Here is a 25,351-nt window from a genome sequence, read left to right on the forward strand (position 1 = left end):
TCATATCTGGTGACAATAGCGAAGAGGATACACCTGTTCCCATCCCGAACACAGAAGTTAAGCTCTTCAGCGCTGATGATACTTGGCGGGAAGCTGCCCGGGAAATTAGGACGTCGCCAGTTAGGAAGAAGGGACACTCGAAAGAGTGTCTCTTTTGTTATATGTGCTTGAAAGCTGCTCGGAGAAGTGCAGCGTTACGTGGGCAGCTAAGAGAGCAGTAGTGAAGTGAAAAGGTGGAAAGAGTACTGCTCGATAAGTTCTCCGCGAGCAGTAGAAATTGGCATATCTGGTGATAGGACTGCTCGAGACAGTAACAAGGAGCAGTAGAAACGAGAAAATTTTTAATCACTACTGCTCGAAGAGAGGCGTAGAAGCAGTAGAAAAGTGAAAAAGGGGAAGGAGTACTGCCCGATTCTTGTTACACGAGCAGTAGAAATTGGCATATCTGGTGATAGAACTGCTCGAGACAGTAACAAGGAGCAGTAGAAATAAAAGAATGCTTAATCACTACTGCTCGAAGAGAAGAGTTTGAGCAGTAGAAAAGTGAAAAAGGGGAAGGAGTACTGCTCGATTCTTGTCACACGAGCAGTAGAAATCGGCATATCGGCTGATAGAACTGCTCGAGACTGTAACAAAGAGCAGTTCTATCTTTCAAATACTTGAGCAGTACTGCTGGAGCATTCTTTTGTAGACAGGAGATGAAGAAAATCTCCATGGTATACGGAAATCGTTCTATCCCATGGAAGTCTGCAAGGAGATTTTCCATGATATATAAAGAAATTTCCATACCATGGAAATCCGCCTACTTTATGGGACAGTATACTGATATATAAATACAATAAAAACCCCTTCGTAAGTGGAATAGGCTTTTAGCCGTATCCACTTAACAAAGGGGGCAAATCGATAGGCGGCTTCATTATAGCATAAAATATCAGCTGTAGATTGTATTTTACCAGCAGCGCCCATTGCAATCGAGCCGCGGCCTAGCGTGCAGCGCCGATTTTTAGAACGCCGATTATAGAACGCAGCTTTTTAGAATGCAGCGTATGAGAATGTTGGAGACTGAATTCCCATGGAGAACATGTTGAAGAAATAGATTACCAGCATCATAAGAAGGAACTGGCCTGTGAATTTCAGGAATTCTTTGTCGTGGAATGTGCTAGTCAGCTTTGTAATAATTGTAGAAAATTTCATCTAAAATCACCCATCCTTTCGCCCATGGATGTACAGCGTCGCTGAGAACACCCATTTCATAATCGTATTTTGAAAGATCCTTTACCTGAACTCCGTATTCCTCGGCAGTATCCTTGATGCACTGCCTGTAGGCATCTCTTTTTTCAGGGCCCATACCTGTGTGGTCGAACCAGTAGCCGTTTACTGGCTGAATAACCAGAAGAGGTTTGATGTTTTCCTGCTGGCATACCTGGAGGAAAAGCTCAAGATCACCGTATTCCTTTGAATCGTCTGTTGATGTGAACTTGTGAAGGTCCCGGGATTTCTTATTTTTATATCTGTCTTTGAAAGTTCTGTTCCAGTTTTTGTCCCTCATGTTAAGAGGGTTGTTTGAATGGCCTGTGGAACTGTCTATTGCCGTTTTTTTCAGATTAGACCAGTCTGGTGTCTGTCCTGCAGGAATGGTAGGCTTTCCATTCCGGGCCGGGTCATTGGCAAGGCCCTGTTTGGTTATTCCGTCCGTAACAAGATCCAGCGGGTCCTTCTGGAATTTTTCTGCGAAAAACAGTGCAGCCCGCTCCTGAACTTCGGTGTGATTCTTGTAGTATCTTGCCAGAAGCCTGTCGGACAGCCTGCTCGAGCCGTACAGGTAGACTCTGTTATAAGCCCTGACTCTTGCAGCGGCCTTCTTGTCCGACCTCAGCAGATATAAAGTCCTTTTTGCAATCTTTTCTTTCAGAGATTTTGAAAGATCAGGATTCTTCAGCATGGCTACATATTCAGAATCTGAAAATCTCATACTGAAATTCCCCGGATCTACATCCCTTCCCATAAACCAGGTAGGGGAGAGAAGAAGAATCACCTTCTTGTTTTTCAATTTAGGGGCCAGAGCCGCCAGCGTTGTTGTGTGATTAAGATCCTGGGTGTAGGGCTGGCCGATTATCATTGCATTCAGGTCGTTCTTGTGGAACATGTTTCTGACATAGTATTTGCTGTTTTTCTCGTGTCCAAGCTCAGAGGATCCGAAAATCAGCATGGTGTCTTTGTCCAGGTTCGACTCCAGTGCCTGGGCACTTTTGTCTTTATATGGGCTGTACCAGTACTTGAAATTCTCATTTCTCGGATAGTCGGTGCTGATCACGAATTGCTGAATCGAAACAGACAATATCAGAAAGATACCCAGTGCAGTTATAAAAGCTTTTAATCTTTTCATCTGTGTACTCGCTGTTTGTTGTATGTTGTATACCCGCGCATTCTCGTGGTGAAAGTATACCCACGCGTTCTCGCGGTGAAAGTATACCCGCGCGTTTCGTGGTGAAAGTATACCTCCGCGCCAGTGGTTTCCGTTACTCTGCCTTGCTCTGAACTACTGCAGCAATTTTTGCAGGGGTGTCCATCTCTTCCCTTGTATATTCAGTTGGGGCAATGACGATGCCCAGAGACTCTTCGATGTCCAGCAGCAGCTCGATATAGCCCAGTGAATCGATGAGACCCTCCTCAGGCAGGTTGATATCAGGCTCTTCCTTAACAACCTCATCTCCAGTAACGTCTGCCAGAATATCCATAACTGTTTCGTAGATTTTAGTCTTGTCGCTCATTTGGTTTTCTCCCTTTTGTGTCGTTAAACTTTCGCGTTAATTAATTGCTTTTTCCTTGAAAAAAATATTTGCGGCTTCTCCTCAGTTGGCGGGGAGAAGTGAAATAGCGGTTTAAATGAATTTCATGATTCGTCCGGAGAAGATGAAGAATCCGAACATCACCAGATTGAAGGTAATGACACCGGAAACGAAGCGGTACCATTTTTCTTTTTTATGTTTCTTATGGAACTTGCTTTTTTTCTGATAGACCTCGGTGACGGAAAGAAGCATTCCGTGATAGAGGCCGTAGGCTATGTAATAGGGCTCCGTGCCGTGCCAGATGCCCATCAGGCCCATGTTTATGAAAAAGGCAATAACTGCAATGGTCAGATGGCTTTTTATCTTGCGGCTTCTGATCAGGTTCATTGTTACCCGGGAGAATACGAAATCCCGGAACCAGTGGGAAAGGGTGATGTGCCAGCGATCCCAGAAATCCTTCATGTCCACGCTGATAAAAGGCTTGTTGAAGTTATCAGGTGTTTTTATGCCGAACAGGTAGGAAGCTCCCACCGCCATCAGGCTGTAGCCCGCAAAATCGAAGAACAAGTAGAACCCGTAGGTGTACATGTAGATCAGAGCACCCTTCAGATCCAGGCCGTGTCCAAGTCTGATTTCCAGCTGGTAGAACCCGGCAGCAATCACCACCTTGTATACCACACCCAGGACGATTTTGAACAGGCCCTGTCCGGCCATGTCCATGTATTCCTGCCTTGGGATGACCCGGTACATATCATCTCTGAACCGCATACTTCTGTCGATTGGGCCGGAGGTAATGACCGGGAAAAAGATCATCATGTATACATAAGGAAAGGATTCCACCTCTTTGATCTGTCCGTCGAAGATCTGGATAATAACCTGGGCGGACTTGAAAGTCATGTAGGAAATACCCAGGAAACCGAACCAGTGGAGAACTCCTCCCGTTGCGTGGTCGTATTTGTTTAAAATCAGCGGTAGAAGGGACAAAATCAGGAACAAGTAGTAAAGCTTCCTGTTCCGCCCGTATTTTTTCCTTACCCTGAGATATATTTTCGCTTCAACGATTTCCCACAGAAGGAAGACTGCCAGATACACCAGTGCCCTGTGGGTGCCTCCCATAACCAGCCACAGAAAAACCAGTGAAACTGCAAATCCATATATTCGTAGAGGCTTCTCAAAGTATCCCATTATCAGGGCCGGAATAGAGAACACCGCCAGAAGTATGAAAAAGTTGTTGTCCTGAAAAAGCTGCATCAGATCATTTCTCCAAGCTTTCTTTTATCCAGTTTCCCGTTGAGAGTCATTGGGAATTCATTGAAAAACACGATTTTACGAGGGACCATGTATGCCGGCAGCCGCTGGCCCAGGGTCTGCCTGATCCATTTTCTGCGGCTGTAGGAAGTGTCCGTATCAGGGCTCTGCAATATGCAGGCAGAAAGAGACTCCCCGGCTCCCCGGTTCTTTACAAGGAAGACAGCAGCGTTTTCCACGCCATCCAGATCCTGAAGGTTCTTCTCAATATCTCCCAGCTCGATTCTGTAACCGTGAAGCTTAACCTGTCCGTCCATTCGTCCGCCGCAGAAGACCATGCCGTTTTCGTCAACATAGCCCTTGTCTCCTGTTCTGTAGGCCCTCGTTCCGTCACCAAGAGTGAAGAAAGCCTGAGCGGTTTTTTCCGGATCCTTGAAATATCCGGGACTTACGGTGTCACCGCAGATGATCAGCTCACCCTCACATCCATTCTCCAGAGGCTGTCCATCTTCGCCGGCTGCATAAATAACTGTGCCCGGCTTTGTAATGCCTACAGGCAGGTCGCCGGAACTTTCAGTCATCTGTGAGGTGATTTTTACAGCTGTTACGCAAACCGTTGTTTCAGTAGGACCGTAGGTGTTTATTACATCAGCTTCAGGGAACCGGTTTAGCAGCCTCGAAGCAGTATGCTTCTGAAATGGTTCTCCGCAGAAGAGGAACTTTCGCAGTGAGGAAAGTGTTTTTCCGGAAAAATCAGGAGCTCCCAGGCACAGGTCTGCGAATGAGGGAGTGGAAACCCAGTAGGTAGGCTGCTGTTTCTTCAAATATTCCATCAGCTCTCCCAGATCCTCGGTAAGGGCCCGGTCTGCAGATACAATGGTAGAGCCGGTAGCCAGTCCAGTATAAAGATCCATTACTGACAGATCGAATGAAAATGGGGCCTGGTTCAGGAACACTCCCGGCTCCTCATCTACAAGGGTGACAGACCAGTCCAGATAGGCCTCCAGATTTCCTGTGGTTATCTGGACTCCCTTAGGCTTTCCCGTGCTTCCTGAGGTGAAAATAATATAATGTACGTCATCTTTTCCATTGTTATATTCAGCTGGAACTTCTGGAGAGAAACAGAAATCCTTTTCCTCGTTATCAGAAGTGATTTCCTCAAGGTAATCTCTTCCAACGGTCAGAACGTTCTCAGGGACAAATGGAAGCTTGTCGGCCCCCAGGATTACAGGTGATCCTACAGATTCCATTATGTCTCTTATGCGCTGCTCCGGCATGTTTGTGTCAATTGGAACGTAAGGATGACCGGAACGGACACAGGCCAGGAAACATACTGGCATGTATATGTTCTTGTGGCCGTAAACGGGAATTGGCTGACCGTCACATATGTCTTTATTAATGAGAAGGTAATTGGCCAGGCGTCCTGAACGCTCCCACAGCTCACCGTAGCTTATTTCTCCGTTTCTGAAGTGAAAGGCTGTTTTACCAGGATGTTCCTTTGCCCAGCCTTCTATTCTGTTAATAATATTCATTACGACAGCTCCTTTTCATGTTTCTGTCCACAGGTTTCTATTCTTATTACGTTTACGAGTATAGAAGAGCTGTCTTAAATGGCTTTAAACTGATTCTTAAAAGAACTTTAATTTTCCGGCTGTGATAAAATAGAAACATGCAGGTAAATGGAGTGTTGACTGGAGGATGGAGATGTTTCCTGAAAATGACAGGGAGCTGAGAAACAAGAGAGGCAACGTGCCGGAGATGCCAATGTCCTGGAGGCCGGACAGGACAAACCTGACCAGGCCAATATACATGACTTTGACCCGGATGCTGGAAGCAGATATTTCTTCCGGAAGACTTTCGCCGGGCACTAAACTTCCCGGGCAGAGAGATCTGGCAGACTATCTTGACGTGAACATGACCACCGTTACCAGAGCCTATAAAATGTGTCAGGAAAAGGGCCTGGTATATGCAGTACCGGGGAGCGGCACATATGTATCTTCTCCTTCACAGGCTTTCTTGCCTGATCTGAAGGGAGGTACCGTTGACGGAGTTATCGATCTGGGTTCAGATGCTTTTTTCGACCAGTGTAATGACATTGTGGCCTCTGCTGTGAAGAAGGTGGCTGTCAGCTCTGACATAGAAAACATAATGGGAACTTCTATATATGAAACCAGGATGGCTTACAGGTCAACGGCTGTGAACTGGCTGAGAAACCTGGGATTGAAGACTGATGGAGATCATCTTTTTTTTGTTTCCGGCTCCAGAAGTGCAGTGGATCTGGCTCTTTCAGCTCTCTTTGTTCCGGGAGACAGAGTCGCCACAGAACCTTTTATCAGCCGGAGCTTTCTGGAAGTGGCCAGGCTGCGGGGAATCATCCTGGTGCCTGTACCCTCGGACAGATACGGCATGATACCTGAAGAGCTGGACAGAATTCACAGAAAGAATCCCTTGGCAGGAGTATACTTGATGCCCTCCTGCAGTGATCCTACTGCTTCTTCTATGCCGGAAATGAGAAAGAAGGCCATAGCCGGAGTAATCCTCAGAAGATCACTGATTCTACTGGAAAACGATCCTTTCGCCTTTTTCTCTGCAGATCTTGATCCTGATTATCAGGGCCCTGTATCACGGCATGTGCCGGGGCGGTCAGTATATATTATCAGTGGTGCAGAATCAGTGAGTACAGGTCTGAGCGCCGGGTTCATGGTAGCAGGAGATCTGGTAAGGAAGCCGCTGTTCAGGGCTGGTGATGTGTCTGGCACCAGGGCGTCGGCTCTCAGTTCAGCTGTTTATGCGGAGCTTATTAGCGGAGGCGGAGCCGGTGAGATAGTCAGGAAGAAGAGAAGACTGGCAGCCGCTGCAAATAACAGATTTGAATCTTGCTTTGAGAGGGTTTGGGGACGTCCCCCAGAAGTAAACGGAAATCCTTTTTCCTTCTATCGCTGGCTCCCTGCAGATAACCGGGTAAGCGGACCGGAGATGGAGAAAAAACTGGAGGAAATGGGAGTGAAGGTTGCTCATTCCTGGAGATATGCTGTGGATCCGGGAAATGGAAACGTCTATCTCAGAATTACCCTGGCAGGAAGGCATTCGGCAATGCAGCTGGAATCTGGTTTGGAAACCATATTCAGGTATTTAAAAGAAAGAAAAGATACATACGAAAACAATAAATGGAAATGAGTAGTACTGACACAAATCATCTGATAAAATGTTGTCAGTTGTCGGCGTACAACCAGGCGACGGGAAATAATTACATGTTTGCACAGAACAGGAGATACTAATGAGAGCTATTATTTCAGTGATCGGTAAGGATGAGATCGGGATTCTGGCAAAGGTAAGCGGTCTTTGCGCAGAGAAGAAGGCAAATATAGTGGCCGTAACCCAGTCGGTAGTTGAAGGATATTTTTCAATGACCATGATAATTCAGGTAGAAGACATGACCTGCACCATAGGAGAGCTTCAGAATCTGCTGGATGAAAGACTGCCTGAAACAAAGAACAGGGTAATGCATGAAGACATCTTCTATGAAATGCACCGCATCTAGGAAAATTATCTCCGGTATTCGTAAACATAACCGGAACAGAAAAGATTTTTTAAATAAATGAAAATAGTAAGAGAGGATTAATAAATGTTCGATCCGCAGGAAATAAGAGAAACTATCGACATGATCGATGAAGATAACCTGGACGTAAGAACCATTACAATGGGTATCTCTCTGCTGGACTGTATGGACAGCGACATAGACAGATCGTGTGAGAAGGTTATCAGAAAAATCAAGAGATGTGCAGGCAAGCTTGTAGAGACAGGGGAAATAATCGAAAAGAGATACGGAATTCCTATTGTAAACAAGAGAGTTTCAGTAACACCTGTTTCCATGCTGGTTGGTGCCAGCGGAGGAGATCCGGTTAAATACGCAAAGGCTCTTGACCAGGCGGCTGAGGCCATAGGCGTAAACTATATTGGCGGCTACTCTGCCCTCGTACAGAAAGGCTTCGGACCTGGAGACAAAGAGCTGATCCAGTCCATTCCCAGAGCCCTGGCAGTTACGGAGAGAGTTTGCTCATCGGTAAACATTGGAAGCACCAAGGCCGGCATAAACATGGATGCAGTAGCCTTAATGGGAAAAATCGTACGTCAGTGCGCAGAGCTTACGGCAGAGAGACAGTGTGTTGGCGCCACGAAGCTGGTGGTATTCTGCAATGCACCGGAAGATAATCCTTTCATGGCAGGAGCTTTTCACGGAGTAGGAGAGCCTGACTGTGTAATAAACGTAGGCGTTTCCGGACCGGGAGTAGTAAGATCCGCCATTGCGTCAATGGATGAGAATGCAGATCTCCAGCAGGTTTCAGACAAGATAAAGAAAACAGCCTTCAAGGTCACAAGAATGGGCCAGCTGGTGGGAACTGTGGCCAGCGAAATGCTGGGCGTTCCATTTGGCATTGTGGACCTGTCACTGGCACCAACTCCGGCAATCGGAGACTCTGTTGCCCATATTCTTGAGGAAATCGGACTGGAGAGAGTAGGAGCCTGCGGTACAACTGCCGCCCTTGCCATGCTGAACGACGCTGTCAAGAAGGGGGGCGTAATGGCATCAAGTACCATTGGAGGTCTTTCCGGAGCCTTTATTCCTGTAACAGAAGATGCAGGAATGATCAGAGCAGCCAGAGAGGGAGTTCTGACAGTGCAGAAGCTGGAGGCTATGACCGCAGTATGTTCTGTGGGACTGGATATGATCGTCATTCCGGGAGACACCACTGCTGAGGTTATATCCGCAATTATTGCAGACGAGGCAGCCATAGGCATGATAAATACCAAGACCACCGCGGTCAGGGTTATTCCCGGCATCGGACTGAAGGAAGGAGAGGAATTCGATTACGGTGGCCTGTTCGGCGCAGGTCCTGTAATGCCTGTTTCAAAACTTTCACCTGCTAAGATGATAAACAGGGGAGGCAGGATTCCAGCTCCAATCCAGAGCCTGAAGAATTAGTTCTGCTGAAGGAGGTGAGTCAATGGAGTTTCAATCAATAAGAAGTTCAACAGTTTCCCAGATGTTCGAGGATCAGATACTGGAAATGATTATTTCTGGTGAGCTTACACCGGGAACGAGACTGCCTTCAGAAAGTGAACTGGCCAAGGCCACTGGAATAAGCAAAAGTGCCGTAAATATCGGAATAAAGTCTCTGGAAAAAAAGGGCTTTCTCAAAGTTACACCCCGGCAGAAGGTGGAGGTGGCTGATTACTACAGAACTGGCAATCTGGAGACTCTCGTTACCATTCTCAAGGTCCAGGGAGAGGATTTAGACAAAAGCCTTGCAGAGTCCATCCTCACTTTCAGAGAAGCCATTGAGGCAAAGGCCATGCAGATTCTGGCCCATGACCACACGGAAGCTGATATTGCCGTTCTGGAGAAGACCACAGATGATATCCTGAAGAAGATGGTAGAGAATAAGGGAACCATTCATGACTATGCTGAGATGATATTCCAGTACCATCTGACCATTGCTGTTCTTGGGGGAGACCTTGTGCTGCCCATGATGTTTAACGCCTTCCATGACATTGCTATTCCCATGTGGGAGGACTGGATCAGCATCTGCGGCATGGACAGGGCAGTCAATCTGTTAAAGCTTTTTACAAGGCTCATAGATGAAGGAGACAGCGAAGGAGCCCTGGAAGCGTACAAGTCAAAAGTAGAGCTTTTCAAGGACGATCTGGAGAAGGGCGTGTGCACCAAGTAAAACAGGCAGGCAGTGAGAAAACCTCACCCTGCCTTTTATATTGCACACTGTGCTCTGATTAAATCAGAACCAGAGAAGTATTGACATGTTTTTCACATTCTGGCTTTGTCTGAAATTGAAAACAACTGGAAAAAAAGATATGCTTCATTTGTGAAATACGTTATTTTTATGACGCAATAATCGGAGTTATTTGTTGGAGGAGTTAAAGATCATGGATAAAGCCACAGAAGAAAAGCTTCGCCAGTTCGAAGGAATGAAGAAAAAGATACCTGATTTTATTAAAAATGACGAGCCGATCAGACAGCCTGTTGCAAAGCTGGCAAAGCTGCTTACCACCAGACCTAAGAAACACTTGGGATTGGAGCCGATAACCAAGGATGATTATGAGTACTGGGGCCTTGCTATCATCGCTACTGACGAGGAAGCAGAACTGGCCTGCAAGATGGGATTAAGAAACCCTAAAACATTTGAGCAGCTTAAGAGCCTTTCGGGAATGAAGGATGAGGATCTTAAGAAGATGCTTGATCACATGACATGGACAGGACTTCTGGAGTACAACTGTGAGAACCTCGATGGAAAGAATCCGGATCACGAGAAAAGATGGATACTTCCAGTCCTGATCCCGGGGATCGGTGAGTTCACGAACATGAACCACGCGCTCATGGCTGAACATCCCGAAATGGGAAACTTCTTCGACCAGATGGCAAGAGTATCCCTGGGGCCGATCTCTCACATGGTTCCTGAAGGTGGCGGCGGCATAGGAATGCACGTGATACCTGTGGAAAAAGCCATTGAAATGGAAAACGAATCCATATCCGTGGAACACATCTCTTACTGGCTGGACAAATATGAAGGGAAATATGCTGCCAGCCCGTGCTCATGCAGAATGTCCCGGAGCACATATGATGACAATTGCGGGGACGATCCGGAAAACTGGTGTATCGCCGTTGGTGACCTGGCTGACTATGTTATGGAGCAGAACAAAGGCGGAAGGTATATAGATAAGGAAGAAGCTCTCCGGATAATGGAAAAAGCTGAGAAGAACGGATTCGTTCATCAGATCACCAACATCGATGGAGAGCATAAGATTTTCGCCATATGCAATTGCAACGTAAATGTATGTTACGGACTGAGAACATCCCAGATGTTCAACACGCCGAACCTCTCCAGATCTGCTTATGTGGCAAGAGTGGATAAGGAAAAGTGCGTTGCCTGCGGCCGGTGTGTGGAGAAATGTCCTGCAGGTGCAGTGAAGCTGGGACAGAAGCTGTGCAAAGAAGACGGTACAGAAGTTAAATATCCTATGAGATCTCTTCCTTCACTGGAGAAGTGGGGCAAGGACAAATGGGATTATGACTACAGAAACACCATCAGGGTCAATTGTTACGATACAGGAACCTCACCATGTAAGACAGCCTGTCCTGCCCACATCGCAGTTCAGGGTTATCTGAAGCTGGCAGCCCAGGGCAAGTACACAGAAGCTCTGGAGCTGATCAAGAGAGAGAATCCTTTCCCTGCAGTATGCGGAAGAGTGTGCAACAGGAGGTGTGAGGAGGCCTGCACCAGAGGCACCATCGACGAGGCGGTAGCCATCGACGAGGTAAAGAGATTCATCGCCCAGAGAGATCTGGATGCTGAAACAAGATTCATACCGGAGAAAATCGTTCCGAAGGTATACGGCGAATTCGACGAGAAGATCGCCATCATCGGCGGAGGCCCTGCAGGGCTTTCATGCGCCTACTATCTGGCGATAAAAGGATATAAGCCTGTAGTATTCGAAAAAGAATCCAGAGTCGGTGGCATGATGATGAACGGCATTCCTAACTTCCGCCTGGAGAAGGATGTAGTTCAGGCAGAGATTGATATCCTGAAGGAACTGGGAGTAGAATTCCGCTGCGGCATCGAGGTTGGAACAGACGTGTCCATTCCTGAGCTGAAGGAACAGGGATTCAAGGCCTTCTATCTGGCAATTGGTCTCCAGTCCGGCGGAAAACTGGGTATCCCTGGAGGGGACGCAGAAGGCGTACAGGCCGGCATTGATTTCATCAGGAAGGTGAACCTGGACGGAACAGGCACTCTCAAGGGAAAAGTAGTTGTTATCGGCGGAGGAAACATCGGCTGTGACGTGGCAAGAGCGGCTGTAAGATGTGGTGCGGACAGTGTGGATATGTACTGCCTTGAGTCATACGATGAAATGCCTTGTGGACCTGAGGACAGAGGTGAGACTGAGAGAGACGGCGTTACCATTCACGCAGGATGGGGCCAGACAGAGATCGTGACAGAGAACGGAAAGTGCAAGGCCATCAAGTTCGTTAAATGTCTCTCTGTAAAGAACGAAGAAGGACGTTTCGATCCTAAGTTCGATAAGAGCCAGGAGATCGTGGCAGACGCAGATGTGGTTCTGTATTGTATCGGTCAGAAGATCCAGTGGAAGGACATGCTGAAGGGCACAAAGGCCGAGTTCAACAGAAACGGAACAGTGATCGTGGATCCTGTGACATATGAGACGGCTGAGGACGGCGTTTTCGCCGGCGGAGATGCAGTGACAGGACAGAAGTTCGTCATCGATGCAATTGCCGCTGGTAAGGAAGGCGCAGTATCCATCCACAGATATGTAAGGCCTCATACAACCCTCACCATCGGAAGGAACAGGAGAGAGTTTATAGAGCTGAACAAGAAGGATATAAAGGTCGATGAGGAGTCCTTCGACAACACGCCACGCCAGAGACCAGGATACAACGATGCTCTCAGGAAGACATTCAGCGACGACAGGACCGGATTTACGGAAGAGCAGATCAAGAAGGAAACAGCCAGATGTCTGGGCTGCGGAGCTTCCATCGTCGACACCAACAGATGCCTGGGCTGCGGAGTTTGCACAACAAGATGTGCCTTCGATGCAATCCACCTGTACAGGGAGAACCCTGACTGCTCAAGAATGTACTCAGCTGAGGAATCCAAGAAGCTGGCTATCAAGCACGGTATTAAGCAGGCTGTGAAGATCAAATTTCACAGGCAATAATTACAGGGAGAGGAATAATGCACGAGCTGGGAGTGGTTTTCAATGTCATAGACAGAGCCAAAGAAGTGGCAACTGAAAATAATGCAGACCACATTGATTCCGTAACACTTCTCATTGGACAGGTGTCTACGGTAATTCCGAGCTATCTTACCGATTGCTGGAAGTGGGCTGTGAAGAAGGAAAGCATGATGAAAAATGCAGAGCTTAAGATCCTCACAGTTCCGGCTGTTACCCACTGTGACGACTGCGGAGAGGATTACGATACGATCCCCCACGGCAAGATTTGTCCAAAGTGCGGCAGCCCAAACACCTGGCTCCTTCAGGGCAATGAGTTCATAATAGACGAGATTGAAATCTCGGACAGCGGCAGTGAATGATTGAGGTAGATGATAATGAAAAACGTAAGAGTGATAGAACTGAAGGAAAGCGTGTTCGCAAGCAATGACAGAGAAGCTGACAAGGTAAGGGAGCAGCTTAAGGAAGATAAAACCTTCCTGATGAACCTCATGTCTTCTCCGGGAAGCGGGAAAACCACCACCCTGTGCAGAACTATTAAAGACCTGAAGGATTCCTATTCCATTGGCGTTATGGAAGCTGATATTGACGGCGATGTTGATGCCATAACAATTGCAGAAACAGGAGTGTCCAGCATACAGCTTCACACGGGCGGCATGTGCCACCTGGATGCAGGAATGACAAAGCAGGGCCTGGATGAGATCGGATCATCTGATCTGGATCTGGTAGTTCTGGAAAATGTGGGAAATCTCGTTTGCCCTGCAGAATTCGACACGGGAGCTGTAAAGAATGTGGCCATCCTGTCAGTTCCAGAAGGTCACGACAAGCCACTGAAATACCCGCTGATGTTCCAGGTGTGCCAGGCAATGATCATTAACAAGATCGACGTTCTGCCTTACTTTGATTTCGACATGAAGAAGGTAGAAGAGTTTGCCAGGGAAAGAAATCCTGAAATCAGGATTTTCCCTGTATCAGCCAAGACAGGCGAGGGTTTTGAAGCCTGGGAGAACTGGCTGAAAGAACAGACAGACCAGTGGATCGGCAGATAAGGTAATGATCGCCGCCATTTCATAGCAAACACAAAAGGCATGGAGAGGACCAGCAGGTCTGAATGATTTAATAAATCAGATAATACGGAGGAAATAAAAATGGCATGTTTTGTAGTACCGGCAGCAGAAGCCGTTATAGTAAAGGCAATTGAGCTTCATCAGAAGAAAAAGGAAATGAAGGGAGAGGCAGTTACAGCCCATGCCCAGATTAACATGGAATCCCACGGATCCGTCGCCAAAACTTCAGCAAATGGAATACCTTTTTCCAGAAAATTGAACTGGCTGGTAAAACTTCTGGCCGGCGGTTCCTTCCTTCTGGCCTTTGAGCACATCTGGCACGGTGAGGTAACACCATGGTTCCCGTTCCTGACTGCAGCATCTACAGGTGACACTATGGAAATGCTTCACGAGATGGCTACAACAGGAGTGGGAATGGCAGCACTGGTAACACTGGTTTGGGTTGCCCTTTGCAAGCTGGCAGAAAGATCTGTAAAGAATGTGGCAGAAGAGGTGAAGTAAGATGACCCTGTTGATTACTGTTTTCGCAGCTGTAATAAGTACAGCTCTCTGGTACAGAGGACTTCCGGATGACCGTATGAGAACCGGTATTCTCTGCTGGATGTACTGGGGCGCATCTCTTATGTGGCTGGTAGATGCTGTGGTGGAATACAGGGAGCTTAAGGCAGCTTATTTCACACCGGCACCTGCAGACATGCTTAACGACGCATTCCTGGGACTGGCAGTAGTTGCACTTGGACTTACGATCTGGATTGTAAGACTTCTGATTCTGGACCCTAAGGGAGCAATAAGAGAGATGCTAAGCAGAAAGAATGAGTCCGGCCGGAACAAGGCGGCATCAGACAGGAGATAAGGCATGGAACGGCCCGGTCAGGGCTGAAAAAGGCAAACCAATAAGTACCCGGACAAGGGCGAAGAGAAATGACAGCAGGAAATGACCTCCAGGCTCTTCACCCGGTTCCGGGTATTTTTGTGTGCCCATATCATTCAGATTGTCATGGACAGGGATTCCGTCATATACTTATATGGAGAAAAGGAGGCGCCATGAAGATTTTCCATCTGTCTGACCTGCATATAGGCAAGAAAGTATACGATTTTTCAATGATTCCGGACCAGGAATACATCCTGAATCAGATTCTGAACCTGGCTGAAGCCGAGAAGCCGGAGGCAGTAATCCTGGCGGGGGATATTTACGACAGGACGGTTCCGCCGGCAGAGGCTGTTTCTCTTATGGACAGTTTTCTGGAAAAAATGGCAGAGCTCTGCCCTGCCATTTTCATTATAAGCGGCAATCACGACTCACCGGAGAGACTAGCTTTTGGCGGAGGATTGATGGAGAAATCCGGCGTGTATATTTCTCCTGTCTACAATGGAACAGTAAAAAGGGTTACCCTGGAAGATCAGTGGGGGCCTGTGGATTTTTACCTCCTTCCGTTTATTAAGCCTGCCCATGTGAGAGCCGCATTAAACAGCAATAAGACTGACAAGATTGACAATGAGGAGGAATCAGAGAAAATACGCACCTGCACAGAGGCGGTGAAAGAAGCTCTCAAGGAACTGCCGGTAAACAAGGACGCAGTGAACATAATCCTTTCCCACCAGTTCGTTACCGGAGCAGTGAGATCAGAATCAGAAGAAGTTATGATAGGCGGCCTGGACAATGTGGATGCTTCCGCCTATGAAAACTTCGACTACATTGCCCTTGGTCACATTCACGGACCTCAGACCATTTCAGGAAAACCGGGGCAGATAATACGCTACTGCGGAACACCTCTTAAATACTCTTTCTCAGAGTCAGGCCAGGAAAAATCCATAACGGTTCTGGAAACAGGAGCCGGGGGAAAGATGGAAACCAGGAATCTGCCTCTGAAGCCTTTAAGAGAAATGGTGGAGATAAAAGGTACTTACAGTCAGGTAACTGAAAGGGATTTTTACAAGGACACCAACTGGCAGGAAGATTATGTGAGAATAACACTAACTGACGAACAGGATATTCCTGACGCTATGGCCAGGCTCAGGTCTATATACAAGAACCTGATGAGACTGGATTACGATAATGCAAGGACCAGGAATAACTGGACACCCGAAGAAGGGGGGAACGAGAATATAAGAACACCGGAAGAGCTGATCGGAGACTTCTACAGCAGAGTGAACGGCCATTCAATGAATGATAATCAGAAGGCTGTTTGCAAAAGCATTTTCGAAGGCTTGAGCAAGAAGGAGATGGCAGAGAGATGAGACCGGAAATCCTTAAAATGACAGCATTTGGACCCTATGCAGGTGAAACAGTACTGGATCTCAGGAAACTGGGCACAGGAGGGCTGTATCTTATAGCCGGAGACACCGGAGCAGGGAAAACAACTATTTTTGACGGAATAATGTACGCCCTCTATGGAACCACCAGCGGAGAAAGCCGTTCAGGAACCAGCATGAGGTCAGGTTATGCTTCTCCGGATTTGATGACGTCGGTGGAGCTTACTTTTGAATACAGAGGAAAAGAATACCGCATCAGGAGAAATCCGGCCCAGCAACGTCCCAAGAAACGAGGTACCGGCATGGTGGAGGTAGGGGCTGATGCGGAGCTTACTATGCCAGGGGGAAAAATAATTACAGGAGTTTCTCCCGTAAACCAGGCGGTGAAAGAGATCACAGGCCTTGATCACAAGCAGTTTGCAGGAATAGCCATGATTGCCCAGGGAGAGTTCCGGAAGCTTCTGAACGCAACAACAGATGAGAGAAAGAAAATTTTCCGTGAACTTTTTGATACGAAAATCTACGACCAGTTTCAGACAGATATTAAAAACCTGGGCCTTGACCTGAACCGGAAGTATCACGATCTTCAGATAAAATCTGGTGAGACTCTGGCTTCAATTGAGGGAGAGAATCCGGAAATACCAGAGGATCTTCTGGCTTTTCTGCCAGAAAACGGGGAACCTGAAAATACTGAAAAATCCACAGAAAACCAGGAAGGAGAAATGGACTCCGACTCTGAAGGAGAATACAGCCCTGAATTGGTGATCAGCCTGGCAGCAGAAGGAAAAGGTCCTGTAGAAGATGTGCCTGAGGCTTTGGCCCTTTTGAAAGAGAGAAACGACTTCAGATACAGGCAGGTAGATGAAATAAGACAGATCATCTACGGCGAAATAGAAAAGACAGACAAGCTGCTGGAAACAGGAAGGCAGAGAGAAAAACAGGAGGCTGACCTTTCTCAGGCGGAGAAAGACGTTTCAATGCTGAAGGAAAAACTGAAAGAATCAGAGGCTGACCTTCGAGGATGGGAGGACAGGGAGAAGCTGACTGAACAGTATGGCAGGAGGCAGGCGATTCTGGAAAAACAGCTGGAAGACTATTCAAAGCTGGACCAGATATTAAGAGCCATTGAAGAAGGGGAGAAAGAAACCAAGGAAAAAAAGGATGAGGCAGAAAATCTGGAAAAGAATGTGACAGATAAAAAGAAGAATCTGGAACAATTGTCAGAAAGGGAAAAGGCTCTTCAAGGCTGTGAGGGCAGAAAAGCAGAAGCTGGTGAGAAGGGTAAGGCGGTAAAAAGCTCCATTGACAGCCTTACGAATCTCTTAGACGACATAGACCAGGGGGGAAAACTGGAAGCAGAACTTGCCAGTGCCGAAGAAGCCTTCCGAAAGAAGACCCGGGAAGAAATGGAAAAAAACAGGATCTATGAAGACCTGTATCACAGATTCCTTGCAAGCCAGGCAGGAATAATGGCCAGAGATCTCCAGGATGGGATGCCCTGTCCTGTATGTGGATCTACAGATCATCCGGCTCCAGCTGATTTTACAGATGAAACCGGGGAACCAGTGGAAAAGAAGGACCTTGACAAAGCTAAAGGAGCTCTTGACAGAAGCAGGAAGGAGCTGGAAAACCAGGGAAACAATTGCAGCTCCTTGAGGAGCAGGCTGGGGACACTGATGACAGCCCTATGGAAGAAGGCCGCCGAAAATCAGGTGATTGAGGAAAATCAGATTCCGAAAACATGGCAGGATTTCAATGAGAACAATGAGATTCAGGGAGCTGGCTTTGAGCTGACAGAAAAGCTGAAAAAACACACAGAAGCAAAGAAAGATGAGCTTCTGAAAATAAGAAGCAGCCTGGTAGATGAATACAGGATTGCTTCAAGACAGGTGGATGAATTGAATCATCTGAGAGAAAATATTCCCGTTTTGAGGCAGCAGTTAAACGAGGACAATGACAAAATCACCAGTGTCAGGTCTCAGGTTGTTTCTGCTGAAGCTAAACTGGAAGCTCTGAGAACAAGGAGATCAGAGCTTTCCGCCGGTCTGGAATACGGCAGCCGGAAGGAAGCTGAGAAGGAGATAAAAAGCCTTGCAGATAAGCAGGCTGAAATAAAAAATGGACTGAAGGCTGCCGCAGACAACAAAGGGTCTGCTGAGCGCCAGCTCAGCAGTGCAGAGTCCCGGTACGGGACTCTGCACAGGGCGCAGGCAGCCTTGCCTGCCGTGGACACGGAAAAGGAGGCGGCAAGGCGCCAGGTCCTGGCCGCCGGCCGCCAACGGTGTGACGGGCTGGCGGCGGACCTGGGGGCCCGGGGGCGGGCCCTTGCCAGCGCCCTGGGGAGCGTGAAGTCGAACCTTAAGGAGGAGGCGGAAGTTCTTGAACAGCTGACAGATGTGAAAGAACTTTCCGATACCTTTAACGGCAGCCTTTCCGGAAAGGATAAGATCCAGCTGGAAACATATATTCAGATGCACTACTTTGACAGAATCATTTCCAGGGCAAACACCAGGTTCATGATAATGTCCTCTGGTCAGTTCGAGCTCATACGGAGGACAACAGCATCTGACAGAAAAAGCCAGTCCGGCCTGGAGCTGGATATCATCGATCACTACAACGGAACTGAGAGGGAAGTAAACACCTTGTCAGGAGGAGAATCCTTCCTGGCCTCTCTGTCCCTGGCCCTTGGCCTGGCCGACGAGATCCAGGCCTCTGCCGGAGGGATCAAACTGGACACCATGTTTATTGATGAAGGCTTTGGAACCCTGAGCCCGGAGTTCCTGGACCATGCTGTCCGGGCCCTGGCAGACCTGGCAGAGGGAAACAGGCTGGTGGGCATCATCTCCCATGTGGAAGAATTAAAAAACAGAATTGACAAGCAGATCCTCATCACAAAAGATCCGGCAACAGGATCCAGGGCCAGAATCATAACAGCCTGATTTGTCTCCTTCTATCCTGTGAATTTGTGGCCGAAATGGAGGAAAACAGCCATCTGTTATTACTGAAATTCATAAATATGGATATTTGACAAGTACAGATTGCGGAATCCGGGGTGATTGTATACACATCCCGGATTTTTTTGTGTGTATCTGTCTCTTGTTTGTTGCATCTTAATGACATAACATATTCATCGTGAAATATCTGAAAGGTAACTGCCAGGTCTGAGCTGCACCTGGTGCAGGTGGCAGGAGCCGTAACCCATAAACAAATTAACCGCATTTCAGGAGAAACGAGATGAAAAGAATTGTAACAGTACAGGACATTTCCTGTGTAGGCAGGTGCTCCCTTACAGTGGCCCTTCCTGTAATTTCTGCAATGGGAGTGGAGGCTGCAGTAGTTCCCACGGCCGTTCTTTCAACACATACTGCTTTTAAAGAAGGTTTTACTTTCCACGATCTTACTGGAGAAATCCCATCCATTCTGGATCACTGGACAAGGGAAGGCTTCAAGTTTGATGCTGTGTACAGCGGATATCTGGGCTCGAAAGAACAGTGCGACCTGGTTATCAGGATGTTTGAAGATTACACAGCAGAAGGGGCTCTGAGATTTGCAGATCCAGCCATGGCTGATGGAGGCAAACTGTATCCGGGATTTTCAGAGTCATTCCCGGAGGAAATGAAAAGAGTGTGCCAGGCTGCAGACGTAATCGTTCCTAATATTACCGAAGCTTGCCTCATGACGGGAAAAGAATACAGAGATGATTTTTCCAATGAAGAAATGAAGGAAGTGGCAAAGTGCCTGGCTCAGGGAAATATCAGATATTGTGTGATTACAGGGGCACCAAAAGGTCAGGACAAGCTGGGGGCAATCTGCTACGACCGGGAAAATGACAGCTTTTTCGAATACTACAATGAGAAGCTGCCAGTACAGTTCCACGGTACGGGAGATATTTTCGCAAGTACCATGGTTGGTGCTCTCACAAGAGGCCGTACCATTGGTGAAGCAATTAAGCTGGCTGTTGACTACACTCTTGAGTGCATGAAGAAGACTTTGGCAGATCCTGACAGCAGATGGTATGGAGTGAATTTTGAAGAGGCCATTCCATTCCTGGTAAAGGAGCTGGAGAAATAATTTTCGGGATAAATCACAACGATTATGTAAGCTTTTCACCGGATTATCACAAAGAATTGATATAAGAAAGTATATTTTTAAATTTTCATCCGTCACTTCTTCTTAGTGAAAGGCGATTAACTTATATGACAAAGGCTGTAAAGAAACTTACTAACGAGTTCCTTGTGGCTTTTATAGCCATGGCTATAGTCCTTATTTTTTCCATGACCCATTTCCTGTTTGTCAGTCAGGCAGATACGGAAAATCTCTATGGAACCTCTGGAATCTCAGGGATTTCAGATGATGTATCTAAAAGCTTTGAAAAGGGAGAGAAGCTGACTGAGAAGGTGAACGAAACCAGGAAATCCGTTGTTCAGGTCTCTGCTGAAACCATCACATCTGACGAAACAGTACAGAATGAGATTGAAAAGCAGGAAGCAGAGAAGCAGGAACAGGCGAAGGCAGCTGCTGCTGCTTCGGCAAGGCAGGCCATAGCCGACTATGCAGTTCAGTTTGTGGGTAATCCTTACAAAGCCGGAGGCACAAGCCTGACAGATGGCTGTGATTGTTCCGGATTTGTGTATTCTGTATATCGCCATTTCGGCTATGATGTACCGAGAAACGGTTTCCAGACAGTGTATAAGCAGGTGTCATGGGATGAGCTGCAGCCTGGTGATATTCTGTATTACAGCGGGCATTATACGATTTACCTTGGAAACGGCAGGGAGATCAGCGCTGAAAACGAGTCCAACGGAATTCAGATCAGGGACATGAGCTTCAGATTCAGCCGCAGAATAAAGGCCTGCAGGGTTATCCTGTAGGAAGTCAGACAGATAATGAAATAAAGAAGAAGCCGGGATAACTGATTCCCGGCTTTTGTATTACAGTGACTTATAATAAAATGTAAGATAATACAAAGGTAGATATGAGCTGGAAACTTGAGGAGTGATTACGGAGGTGCTTTATGAAAAAATATAAATGTCTTGTCTGCGGTGCGGAATTTGAATGGGATGGTGAGGGTGAACCAGTGTGCCCTGTGTGCAAGGCTACAGGAGAAAATCTGGTTCCACTGGAGAAGACGGAAACAGAGGAAACTGCGGAAAAAAGTTCTGCCCCAGAGTCCCCGGAACCTGGTCAGGAGGGAAACTTGTTTTTTACAGATCCATATGCACGCCATGACGATTCCATACCTCACATGGAAGACATTCACACTATGGCCCTTACCGGACAGCCTGTTTCAGGGGCAATGGCAACTACGCTGCCACTTCCGAAATGGGACGATATTCTGCTCCTGGGTGGTCAGCTGGCCCACATGCCTCTGGAAAACAATGAACCTGTGTCCCTGACAACTGTAATCGGACATAATGCAGTTAAGCCAATGGTGCTGGACAGCCCGGTATATATTACCCACATGTCCTTTGGAGCTTTGTCCAAGGAAGCGAAAGTCGCTCTGTCAAAAGGAAGTGCCATGGCTGGTACTGCAATGTGTTCCGGAGAGGGCGGCATTCTGCCGGAGGAGATGGCGGCTGCTTATAAATACATTTTTGAGTATGTGCCTAATAAATATAGTGTTACTGATGAGAATCTCCGGAATTCTGATGCTATTGAGATAAAAATAGGTCAGGGTACAAAGCCGGGAATGGGCGGACATCTTCCGGGAGAAAAGGTAACTCCTGAAATTGCTGAAATCAGAGGGAAAAAGCCGGGAGAGGATGTTCAGAGTCCATCGAGATTCCCTGGAATCAACAACAGGGAAGATCTGAAAAATCTGGTGGAAGACCTGCGTAAACGGTCTGGTGGAAGACCGGTTGGTGTAAAAATTGCTGCCGGGCACATAGAGGAAGATCTGGAGTTCATTCTTCATGCAGGTCCTGATTTTATTACTATTGACGGAAGGGGAGGTGCCACAGGCTCAAGCCCTAAGCACCTGAGAGATGCCACCAGCGTACCGACTATATATGCCCTGGCCCGTGCCAGAAGATATCTGGATGAACATAATTCAGATGTACAGCTGGTTATTACAGGTGGTTTAAGAATTTCTTCTGACTTTGCAAAAGCTCTGGCTCTGGGTGCCGATGCTGTGGCCATTGGAACGGCTGCAATGATTGCCGCAGGATGCCAGCAGTACAGAATCTGCGGATCTGGAAAATGTCCTGTAGGAATTGCCACTCAGGATCCGGATCTGAGGAAGAGGTTTGATCTGCCGGGAGCTGCCATGAGAGTTGGAAATTTCCTGAATGCAACTAAGGAGGAACTGAGAACATTCGGAAGGGTTACAGGTCACAGGAACATTCATGATCTGACAAAGGCGGATCTCATAACACTGGACAGGAATATTGAGGAGATAACAGGTATAAGAAGATAACCGGCACAAATAAGAATAGTGGCAGTTGAATATTGTTTTTTCGTTGATTCAGATGAAGGGTATTGTTGAATGAAAAAGAAACCGGAGTTTCAGACTATTGTTCGGGGAGTTGCGTTAATTGTAACTATCCTGATAATTGTTTATATTTTCAAGAAGCATTCACCGGCGCTGTTCAAAATGGTGGAAGAGGGAAGAATCTCTCAGATAGATGAATATGTGAGGGCCCAGGGAAGTTCAGGAGCAATTGTTATGATACTTCTTCAGGGTGCCTGCATGGCAACTATAGTGCTGCCTCTTTTTCCAATTTATATCTGCGACGGAATAATATTCGGAAAACTCACAGGAATACTGATGTGTTATGTCACAAATGTGGTGATGACATTGATAATATTCAAGCTGGCCAGGTTTTCCAAGAGGCTGACAGATCAGGTTCTTGGGGCTCACGGCAATCCATGGTTTCAGGAACTGCTGGATCATACTCATCATCCGGAAAAAGTTTTTCTGGTAGCAAGCACCATTCCTCTGATTCCCAACGGGCTTATTCCGTTCATCGCATCCAGGACGGATATCCGGGCCCTTGATTTTATCAAGGCTATTGCCATGGGCTGCCTGCCAAGTACGGTGATTTTCATTGTTGCAGGTGATGGAATTCTGCGGGCTATGAACAGCCCGGGATTTGTGGCCTTTATTGTTCTGCTGATTGTGGTGGGAGCGGTTATTTTCTTTAAATACAGGAAAAAGATAGCTTCTGTTGTAAAGCCCCGTATGAAAGATTACCTTTCCAGAAAGGAAGAGGAAGGGAGCAAATAAACCTGCTGATATTTTATATTGATTGAAAATGCCCTGGGAATCAGACTTCTGGTCTGTCTCCCGGGGCAAATTTTAACTAATATTAATTTCGCAGCTACTAAAGAATTACTCTGCAGATGGAAATCATTCTTCCATATCTGTAACTCATGTTTCTGATCTGAACTCCGTTCCGCTCGTTCTCTGCGCTGATCTCCTGACCGTTTCCAAGATAGATGGTGTAGTGAGTGTCATATCTTATTATATCTCCAGGCTGGAGGTTGCTGTATGAAACGTGAGGATAGTAATTCTCAAAGCCCAGTCGTGGCACATTATATCCGAAATGGCGGTATACGTAATATACAAAGCCTGAGCAGTCAGCACCGCCTCTGGTAGGGTCTGTGCCTCCCCACTTGTAAGGATATCCTACAAACTGACGGGCGAAGGAAGCAACCTGGGCACGCTTTTGTGCCGAAGTAATGGCGGCCTGCTGCTGAGCGGCTTTTGCGGCAGCTTCCTGAGCAGCTTTCTGCTGAGCGGCCTTTGCGGCAGCTTCCTGAGCAGCTTTCTGCTGAGCGGCCTTTGCGGCAGCTTCCTGAGCAGCCTTCTGCTGAGCGGCCTTTGCGGCAGCTTCCTGAGCAGCTTTCTGCTGAGCGGCTTTTGCGGCAGCTTCCTGAGCAGCCTTTTCCTGAGCGGCCTTGGCTACAGCTTCCTGAGCAGCCTTCTCCTGAGCGGCCTTAGCGGCAGCTTCCTGAGCAGCCTTCTCCTGAGCGGCCTTGGCGGCAGCTTCCTGAGCAGCCTTCTCCTGGGCGGCCTTGGCGGCAGCTTCCTGAGCAGCCTTCTCCTCAGCGGCCTTGGCAGCAGCTTCTTGAGCAGCCTTCTCCTGGGCGGCCTTGGCGGCAGCTTCCTGAGCAGCCTTCTCCTCATCTGCTTTCTTTGTCGAGTTTATTACTGAATTTGCCTTCGTAACTGGAGCAGCAACTGCCTTTGAAATTACAGTCTTGCAAGAAGCAAGGGCGTCATTCTGATTTACGGACTCAGATTTTTCAGAGGAGTTCTGCTTATTGTCATCTGAAGCACTTTCAGATTTCTTGTCTGTGCTTGAAGAGGTTTCGGTTTTTCCTGAACTTTCAGGAGCTGCAGAAGGGCTGTTCTGCTGGTTGTTCTGTGCCGGAGACTGAGCAGAGGACTGGCTTGCAGCAGTAGAACTGCTTGTCTGCTGGGTTCCTGACTGATCACTCTTCAGAGACTCTGACTGTGTGCCGGACTCTTCAGAAAGGTCAGGAACTGCAGTGTCCTTTGATTTTTCTGTGGAGCTCTCAGTGCTTTCAGCTTTTTCTTCAGTTTTTTCGTCTGAGGCTGCAGCGGTGTCCATTATCTTCTGAATTACACCACTGGATTTCTCAAAAGCAAGTTTACCAGCGCTTACCGCACCATCTGTAACTGCTTCCACAGTGCTTCCAGCTTCTGAGCTGGCTACTGAAACCACATGATCAAACTGCATATCCTTAACCCACTGGGCATCAGCGTATGGTCTGATTATATCCATTGCCATGAAAAATGCAGCTCCAGCGGCTACTACAGTGAAAGTAGCAAGAAATCTTCTGGTCCTTTTCTTCATATCAACTTCCTTTTCCATAATACGAAACAATAAATACAAATCTGCTAATTTGTGGAAATAATACCATAAAACTTTTATCGTAACAATACCACATTGCAATTATTGTTAAGTAAAAACAGAGCTTTCCTGCGCGGTAATACAGGTGAATACCTCGCTGCTTTCCTTGAAAAACCGGGAGTTTTGCTGAAAGGCACTATAGTTTTGTAAAGAAAATCAGGACAAGAAAAATACAAAAAAATAAAATACGATAAAATGATTATCCGTTTTATTCCGGTCTGTATCAAATTGTATAATTCATTTTTCACGCACCCTGCGTTGCAATGAGAACTTGTGGCGGATAAAATTATTAATTGAAAGACAGGCTGAATCGTACTGTTCTGAAAGAGGACGGGTCACGCTCTCAGCC

General features: G+C 47.2%; 21 protein-coding genes and 1 rRNA gene. 16 read left to right on the forward strand and 6 right to left on the reverse strand.

Going from position 1 to position 25,351, the window contains the following annotated elements:
- Positions 1-5: 5 nt before the first annotated feature.
- Positions 6-122: ribosomal RNA gene (rrf, locus tag FYJ66_RS08400) — 5S ribosomal RNA — on the forward strand.
- 910 nt (positions 123-1,032) lie between these two features.
- On the opposite strand, the gene FYJ66_RS08405 is transcribed toward rrf, so the two are convergent.
- From FYJ66_RS08405 to dltA, 5 genes are all read right to left on the reverse strand, one after another.
- Positions 1,033-1,194: a hypothetical protein gene (locus tag FYJ66_RS08405; RefSeq protein WP_154573067.1), complete on the reverse strand. Its 162-nt coding sequence runs from the start codon at positions 1,192-1,194 to the stop codon at positions 1,033-1,035.
- Positions 1,160-2,386 (reverse strand): D-alanyl-lipoteichoic acid biosynthesis protein DltD, encoded by a 1,227-nt coding sequence (gene dltD, locus FYJ66_RS08410; RefSeq protein WP_154573068.1) that lies wholly within the window; start codon positions 2,384-2,386, stop codon positions 1,160-1,162. The genes FYJ66_RS08405 and dltD overlap by 35 nt, the downstream gene beginning before the upstream one ends.
- Positions 2,387-2,519: 133 nt before the next feature.
- A complete protein-coding gene (dltC, locus tag FYJ66_RS08415) occupies positions 2,520-2,771 on the reverse strand; it encodes a D-alanine--poly(phosphoribitol) ligase subunit 2 (protein WP_154573069.1) in 252 nt (83 codons plus the stop codon).
- A gap of 111 nt (positions 2,772-2,882) precedes the next feature.
- On the reverse strand, positions 2,883-4,040 hold the full coding sequence (gene dltB / locus FYJ66_RS08420; RefSeq protein WP_154573070.1) for a D-alanyl-lipoteichoic acid biosynthesis protein DltB: 1,158 nt from the start codon (positions 4,038-4,040) through the stop codon (positions 2,883-2,885).
- On the reverse strand, positions 4,040-5,569 hold the full coding sequence (dltA, locus tag FYJ66_RS08425; RefSeq protein ID WP_154573071.1) for a D-alanine--poly(phosphoribitol) ligase subunit DltA: 1,530 nt from the start codon (positions 5,567-5,569) through the stop codon (positions 4,040-4,042). Before dltA ends, dltB begins: the two co-directional genes overlap by 1 nt.
- A 172-nt stretch (positions 5,570-5,741) precedes the next feature.
- On the opposite strand from dltA, the gene FYJ66_RS08430 reads away from it, so the two are divergent.
- The 15 genes from FYJ66_RS08430 (at position 5,742) to FYJ66_RS08500 (ending at position 23,348) form a co-directional block, all read left to right on the forward strand.
- Complete coding sequence (locus FYJ66_RS08430; protein ID WP_206157040.1) at positions 5,742-7,214, forward strand: aminotransferase-like domain-containing protein; 1,473 nt, start codon at positions 5,742-5,744, stop codon at positions 7,212-7,214.
- A 100-nt stretch (positions 7,215-7,314) separates the two neighbouring features.
- Entirely contained in the window at positions 7,315-7,578 is a 264-nt protein-coding gene (locus FYJ66_RS08435; protein ID WP_154573073.1) for an ACT domain-containing protein, read from the forward strand.
- Positions 7,579-7,662: 84 nt separating this feature from the next.
- Positions 7,663-9,021, forward strand: a complete 1,359-nt coding sequence (locus tag FYJ66_RS08440) for a PFL family protein (RefSeq protein WP_154573074.1) — start codon at positions 7,663-7,665, stop codon at positions 9,019-9,021.
- 22 nt (positions 9,022-9,043) lie between these two features.
- The gene (locus FYJ66_RS08445) at positions 9,044-9,769 is read left to right on the forward strand and encodes a FadR/GntR family transcriptional regulator (protein ID WP_154573075.1); all 726 of its coding nucleotides are present in this window, start codon (positions 9,044-9,046) and stop codon (positions 9,767-9,769) included.
- A gap of 211 nt (positions 9,770-9,980) precedes the next feature.
- Positions 9,981-12,788: an FAD-dependent oxidoreductase gene (locus tag FYJ66_RS08450; protein ID WP_338071198.1), complete on the forward strand. Its 2,808-nt coding sequence runs from the start codon at positions 9,981-9,983 to the stop codon at positions 12,786-12,788.
- 17 nt (positions 12,789-12,805) lie between these two features.
- The gene (locus FYJ66_RS08455) at positions 12,806-13,165 is read left to right on the forward strand and encodes a hydrogenase maturation nickel metallochaperone HypA (RefSeq protein ID WP_154573076.1); all 360 of its coding nucleotides are present in this window, start codon (positions 12,806-12,808) and stop codon (positions 13,163-13,165) included.
- 15 nt (positions 13,166-13,180) lie between these two features.
- A complete protein-coding gene (gene hypB / locus FYJ66_RS08460) occupies positions 13,181-13,852 on the forward strand; it encodes a hydrogenase nickel incorporation protein HypB (RefSeq protein ID WP_154573077.1) in 672 nt (223 codons plus the stop codon).
- Between the two features lie 99 nt (positions 13,853-13,951).
- Positions 13,952-14,371 (forward strand): hypothetical protein, encoded by a 420-nt coding sequence (locus FYJ66_RS08465; protein ID WP_154573078.1) that lies wholly within the window; start codon positions 13,952-13,954, stop codon positions 14,369-14,371.
- Position 14,372: 1 nt separating this feature from the next.
- Positions 14,373-14,723 (forward strand): hypothetical protein, encoded by a 351-nt coding sequence (locus tag FYJ66_RS08470; protein WP_154573079.1) that lies wholly within the window; start codon positions 14,373-14,375, stop codon positions 14,721-14,723.
- A 191-nt stretch (positions 14,724-14,914) separates the two neighbouring features.
- The gene (locus FYJ66_RS08475; protein ID WP_154573080.1) at positions 14,915-16,108 is read left to right on the forward strand and encodes an exonuclease SbcCD subunit D; all 1,194 of its coding nucleotides are present in this window, start codon (positions 14,915-14,917) and stop codon (positions 16,106-16,108) included.
- On the forward strand, positions 16,105-19,062 hold the full coding sequence (locus FYJ66_RS08480) for an AAA family ATPase (protein ID WP_154573081.1): 2,958 nt from the start codon (positions 16,105-16,107) through the stop codon (positions 19,060-19,062). The genes FYJ66_RS08475 and FYJ66_RS08480 overlap by 4 nt, the downstream gene beginning before the upstream one ends.
- Positions 19,063-19,357: 295 nt before the next feature.
- The gene (locus FYJ66_RS08485; RefSeq protein WP_154573082.1) at positions 19,358-20,194 is read left to right on the forward strand and encodes a pyridoxamine kinase; all 837 of its coding nucleotides are present in this window, start codon (positions 19,358-19,360) and stop codon (positions 20,192-20,194) included.
- Between the two features lie 125 nt (positions 20,195-20,319).
- Complete coding sequence (locus FYJ66_RS08490) at positions 20,320-20,994, forward strand: C40 family peptidase (RefSeq protein WP_154573083.1); 675 nt, start codon at positions 20,320-20,322, stop codon at positions 20,992-20,994.
- A gap of 143 nt (positions 20,995-21,137) precedes the next feature.
- A complete protein-coding gene (locus FYJ66_RS08495; protein ID WP_154573084.1) occupies positions 21,138-22,538 on the forward strand; it encodes a glutamate synthase-related protein in 1,401 nt (466 codons plus the stop codon).
- A 69-nt stretch (positions 22,539-22,607) separates the two neighbouring features.
- Positions 22,608-23,348: a TVP38/TMEM64 family protein gene (locus tag FYJ66_RS08500; protein ID WP_154573085.1), complete on the forward strand. Its 741-nt coding sequence runs from the start codon at positions 22,608-22,610 to the stop codon at positions 23,346-23,348.
- A 97-nt stretch (positions 23,349-23,445) separates the two neighbouring features.
- Here the strand turns inward: FYJ66_RS08500 and FYJ66_RS08505 are convergent, their stop codons facing one another.
- The gene (locus tag FYJ66_RS08505) at positions 23,446-24,945 is read right to left on the reverse strand and encodes a C40 family peptidase (protein ID WP_154573086.1); all 1,500 of its coding nucleotides are present in this window, start codon (positions 24,943-24,945) and stop codon (positions 23,446-23,448) included.
- Positions 24,946-25,351: the final 406 nt, after the last annotated feature.

This window comes from Allobaileyella intestinalis (assembly GCF_009695865.1).
Classification (GTDB): Bacteria; Bacillota; Clostridia; order Peptostreptococcales; family Anaerovoracaceae; genus Allobaileyella; species Allobaileyella intestinalis.